At 61.4% G+C, this 4,539-nt stretch carries 4 protein-coding genes and 1 pseudogene; 4 read left to right on the forward strand and 1 reads right to left on the reverse strand.

The window, feature by feature from the left end:
* A pseudogene (locus EN879_RS25225) lies at positions 1-290 on the reverse strand (MarR family transcriptional regulator); the annotation flags it as partial.
* 175 nt (positions 291-465) lie between these two features.
* On the opposite strand from EN879_RS25225, the gene EN879_RS25230 reads away from it, so the two are divergent.
* From EN879_RS25230 to EN879_RS25245, 4 genes are all read left to right on the forward strand, one after another.
* Complete coding sequence (locus EN879_RS25230) at positions 466-750, forward strand: acylphosphatase (RefSeq protein WP_013532605.1); 285 nt, start codon at positions 466-468, stop codon at positions 748-750.
* Positions 751-821: 71 nt separating this feature from the next.
* Positions 822-1,472: a TetR/AcrR family transcriptional regulator gene (locus tag EN879_RS25235; protein WP_013532606.1), complete on the forward strand. Its 651-nt coding sequence runs from the start codon at positions 822-824 to the stop codon at positions 1,470-1,472.
* Positions 1,473-1,536: 64 nt separating this feature from the next.
* Positions 1,537-2,700 carry an isovaleryl-CoA dehydrogenase gene (locus EN879_RS25240; RefSeq protein ID WP_013532607.1) on the forward strand — a complete coding sequence of 388 codons (1,164 nt, stop codon included), beginning with the start codon at positions 1,537-1,539 and terminating at the stop codon, positions 2,698-2,700.
* Positions 2,701-2,702: 2 nt separating this feature from the next.
* Positions 2,703-4,310 carry a carboxyl transferase domain-containing protein gene (locus EN879_RS25245; protein WP_013532608.1) on the forward strand — a complete coding sequence of 536 codons (1,608 nt, stop codon included), beginning with the start codon at positions 2,703-2,705 and terminating at the stop codon, positions 4,308-4,310.
* Positions 4,311-4,539 lie beyond the last annotated feature (229 nt).

Consider the following 4,539-nt stretch of genomic DNA (forward strand, 5'->3'; position numbering starts at 1 on the left):
AACTTGCGCAGGATCCGCGTCAGATAGGCGGCATCGACACGCAATTGTCTCGATATTTCGGAGGCCGCCGGGCCATTCTCGAGCCGAAAAGCCCCAACCAGGAAACCTCGCTCGCCGGCGATTTCGGCGGAAGCCGGGTTGCTGCGGTGACCCAGTTCGAACAGCACGCGCGCCTCGGTCAAAGTGAATGCACTTTGTGTCAGCGTCTCGTCGAGAAGGCCGACAGTGCGCGTGTAGAAGCGATTGAAGCGCCGGACATCGGCCACCAATGCGTTGCGTTCGTCCAACATTTGCGGCCAGCTCCTAATAAAGCAGTTCCATTTTCCTAAATTAGTGGACTGAGTCAATTAAATTCAAGGCCAGAAGGCCAGCTAAAGCCGGAAGGCCCAGCTATTGCGTCCGCGCGCAGGTTGCATTCCTCAGGCCGTGCGCCAGATTCAAAACGAGACAGGCTTGGAGAGATTCATGGCTGGTCATCGCAGGAAAGTGCACGCACGCGTCTACGGTAACGTGCAAGGCGTCGGCTTCAGAGCCTGGGCCCGGGATGAGGCCACGGGCCTTGGTCTTGCGGGCTGGGTTTGCAATGAAGCGGACGGGTCCGTAACGGCCGAGATCGCAGGCCTCGATGAGGAGGTCTCGACAATGATCGAGCGCCTCTGGAAAGGGCCGGCCGGGGCTTTGGTTTCCAAGGTCGACGTCGAGGAGTTGGAGGCAGACAACGCCTCTGTTGGGTTCAGAATCGTGGCATGAAGGCGGATTTGGATTGAGCGCCTTGAATTAATTAAACGTTCGTTTTATTATTGCTCCGCAGAGGAGCTGACATGGCACGCACCGCCGGGTCTGATGGCGAAAAGACCGAAGCGACCATTCGTGAGGCGGCGGTCAATCTGATCGCGCGTTTTGGCTACGAGGCGATGTCGATGCGACAGCTCGCCGCCGAGGTCGGCGTACAGGCGGCCGCACTCTACCGCTACTTTCCGACCAAGGAAGAGCTTCTGTTCACGCTGATGCGCGAGCACATGGAAGGTTTGACCGAAGCGTGGGAAACAGCTCGCCCGGTTAATGCGGATCCCGTGCAGCGGCTTTCGGCCTATGTCGAAAACCACATCACTTTCCACATCGAGCGACGGCACGCCACGCATGTGTCGAACATGGAATTGCGCAGCCTGTCGCCGGAAAGGCTGACGCAGATCCTGCGCATGCGCACTGCCTACGAGAAGGAGCTGCGCACCATCCTGCGCGACGGCGCCGAGACGGGCACCTTCAGCATCGACGACACCGGGCTGACCGCCATGGCGCTGATCCAGATGATGACCGGCGTCATCGTCTGGTTTCGGCCGGGCGAACGGCTGTCGATCGCTGAAGTGACCACAACATATCTTTCAATGACAATGCGGCTCGTCGGCGCGAAGATCGACGCCTACGGCGCCGCGCGTCCCTTCGGACGCGCAAAGGACGCTGCAGCATTTTGATTCGCGCATGATCCCTTTCCGAAATCAAAGTCGATTTTCGAGGTCATGCGCAGGGAGGAGAAAAATGTACACCAACACGCTCAGCTTCGGGCATGACGAAGAGATCGAGGCGCTGCGCGACATGGTGCGGCGCTTTGCCCAGGACCGGATCGCGCCGATCGCCGCCGACATCGATCGCTCGAACGAATTCCCGGCGCATCTGTGGGGCGAATTCGGTGCGCTCGGCCTGCTCGGCATCACCGCCGACCCCGATTTCGGCGGCAGCGGCATGGGCTATCTCGCCCATGTGATCGCCGTCGAGGAGATTTCGCGCGCTTCGGCCTCGGTCGGCCTCTCCTACGGTGCCCATTCCAACCTCTGCGTCAACCAGATCAACCGCTGGGCGACGCAGGCGCAGAAGGAAAAATACCTGCCGCCGCTGTGCTCGGGCGAGCGAGTCGGCGCGCTGGCGATGTCGGAATCCGGCGCCGGCTCGGACGTCGTCTCGCTGAAGCTGCGCGCCGAAAAGCGCAATGACCGCTACGTGCTCAACGGCACCAAGATGTGGATCACCAACGGGCCGGACGCCGAGACGCTGGTGGTCTATGCCAAGACGGATCCGGACCAGAAATCGCGCGGCATCACCGCCTTCATCGTCGAGAAGGCTTTTGCCGGATTTTCCGTGGCGCAAAAGCTCGACAAGCTCGGCATGCGCGGCTCCAACACCGGCGAGCTGGTGTTTAGGGATGTCGAGGTGCCCTTCGACAACGTGCTGCATGAGGAAGGGCGCGGCGTCGAAGTGCTGATGTCTGGCCTAGACTATGAGCGCACGGTGCTTGCCGGCGGCCCGATCGGCCTGATGGCGGCGTGCCTCGACGTGGCAATCCCCTATGTGCATGAGCGCAAGCAGTTCGGACAGGCGATCGGCGAGTTCCAACTGGTGCAGGGCAAGCTGGCCGACATGTACACGACGCTGAATGCCGCGCGCGCCTATGTCTATGCCGTCGCCGCCGCCTGCGATCGTGGCCAGACGACGCGCAAGGATGCCGCCGGCTGCGTGCTGTTTGCCGCCGAGAAGGCGACGCTGATGGCGCTCGACGCCATCCAGCTGCTTGGCGGCAACGGCTACATCAACGACTATCCAACCGGCCGCCTGTTGCGCGATGCCAAGCTCTACGAGATCGGCGCCGGCACCAGCGAAATCCGCCGCTGGCTGATCGGCCGCGAGATCATGGCGGAGGGGGTGTAGGTATGGCCACGTTGCAAACCCAGATCTCCCCCTCCTCCGAAACCTTCCGTGCCAACGCCGAGCGCATGCGGGCGCTGGTCGCCGACATTGCGGAAAAGGCCGCCACCGTCGAGCTCGGCGGTTCGGAGGAAGCGCGTGAGCGCCATGTCTCGCGCGGCAAGCTTCTGCCGCGCGAGCGCCTTGCGCAATTGCTGGATGTCGGCTCACCCTTCCTCGAGATCGGCCAGTTCGCGGCATGGTCGATGTATGGCGAGGAGATCTCTTCGGCCGGCATGATCGCCGGCATCGGCCGCGTCGAAGGCACCGAGGTGATGGTCGTCGTCAACGACGCCACCGTGAAGGGCGGCACCTATTATCCGCTGACCGTGAAGAAGCATTTGCGGGCGCAGGAGATCGCACTGCAGAACAATCTTCCCTGCATCTACCTCGTCGACAGCGGCGGCGCCAATCTGCCCAACCAGGAGGAGGTGTTTCCCGACCGCGAGCATTTCGGCCGCATCTTCTACAACCAGGCCAACATGTCGGCATCAGGCATTCCGCAGATCGCCTGCGTCATGGGTTCGTGCACGGCGGGCGGCGCCTATGTGCCGGCAATGTCCGACGAGACGATCATGGTGCGCAATCAGGCAACCATCTTCCTCGGCGGCCCGCCGCTGGTGAAGGCGGCGACGGGCGAGGATGTCAGTGCCGAGGATCTCGGCGGTGCGGATGTGCACACCAGGCTTTCCGGTGTTGCCGACCACTATGCGCTGGACGACGACCATGCCCTCGCCATCTGCCGGCGCATCGTCAAGAACCTGAATCGGAACAAGACTGTAAGCCTGAACTCTAGGAGAGCGATTCCGCCGCTTCATCCGGCGGATGAACTTTATGGCATCGTGCCGACCGACCTGCGCCAGCCCTATGACGCGCGCGAGGTCATCGCGCGCGTCGTCGACGGTTCCGAATTCGACGAGTTCAAGCAGAATTACGGCACCACGCTGATCACCGGCTTTGCCCATCTCCATGGCGTGCCGGTCGGCATCATCGCCAACAACGGCGTGCTGTTTTCCGAAAGCGCGCTGAAGGGCGCGCACTTCATCGAACTGTGCTGCCAGCGCAAAATTCCATTGGTCTTCCTGCAGAACATCACCGGCTTCATGGTCGGTCGAAAATATGAAGCAGGCGGCATCGCCAAGGATGGCGCCAAGCTGGTGATGGCGGTTGCCACCGCCAGGGTGCCGAAGGTGACTGTCATCATCGGCGGTTCGTTCGGCGCCGGCAATTACGGCATGTGCGGCCGCGCCTATTCACCGCGCTTCCTGTGGATGTGGCCGAACGCCCGCATCTCGGTGATGGGCGGCGAACAGGCGGCAACGGTGCTTGCCATGGTCAAACGCGAAGGCATCGAGCGCAAGGGCGGAGAATGGAGCGCCGAGGAAGAGGCGAAATTCAAGAAGCCTATCCTGATGAAATACGAGCATGAGGGCCATCCGCTCTATTCGTCCGCACGCCTCTGGGACGACGGTATCATCGATCCTGCAAAGACGCGCGACGTGCTGGCGCTCAGCCTGTCGGCCGCGCTCAACGCCGAAATCGAGGACACGCGCTTTGGCGTGTTTCGGATGTGAGAATGGACGGTCAACTTCGACAGCCAAACGGCGGAACTATACCGGCAGGCCGTTGCTGCCGTGTGAAAAGGCTGAACTGTATGGACCAAGCGATTGGTCAGTATAGGCGGCTTCGAATCTCAAACAGTGAACTGGCGGGGGGACAAAATATTCGCTACTGTTTATCCAGCATGGGGCAATGGGGACGGGCTGGAAATGAAACTGAAATATTGCCAGGGAACGGCTGCTT

The organism is Mesorhizobium sp. M7A.F.Ca.AU.002.02.1.1 (assembly GCF_003998535.1).
In the GTDB taxonomy this organism is placed as follows: Bacteria; Pseudomonadota; Alphaproteobacteria; order Rhizobiales; family Rhizobiaceae; genus Mesorhizobium; species Mesorhizobium ciceri.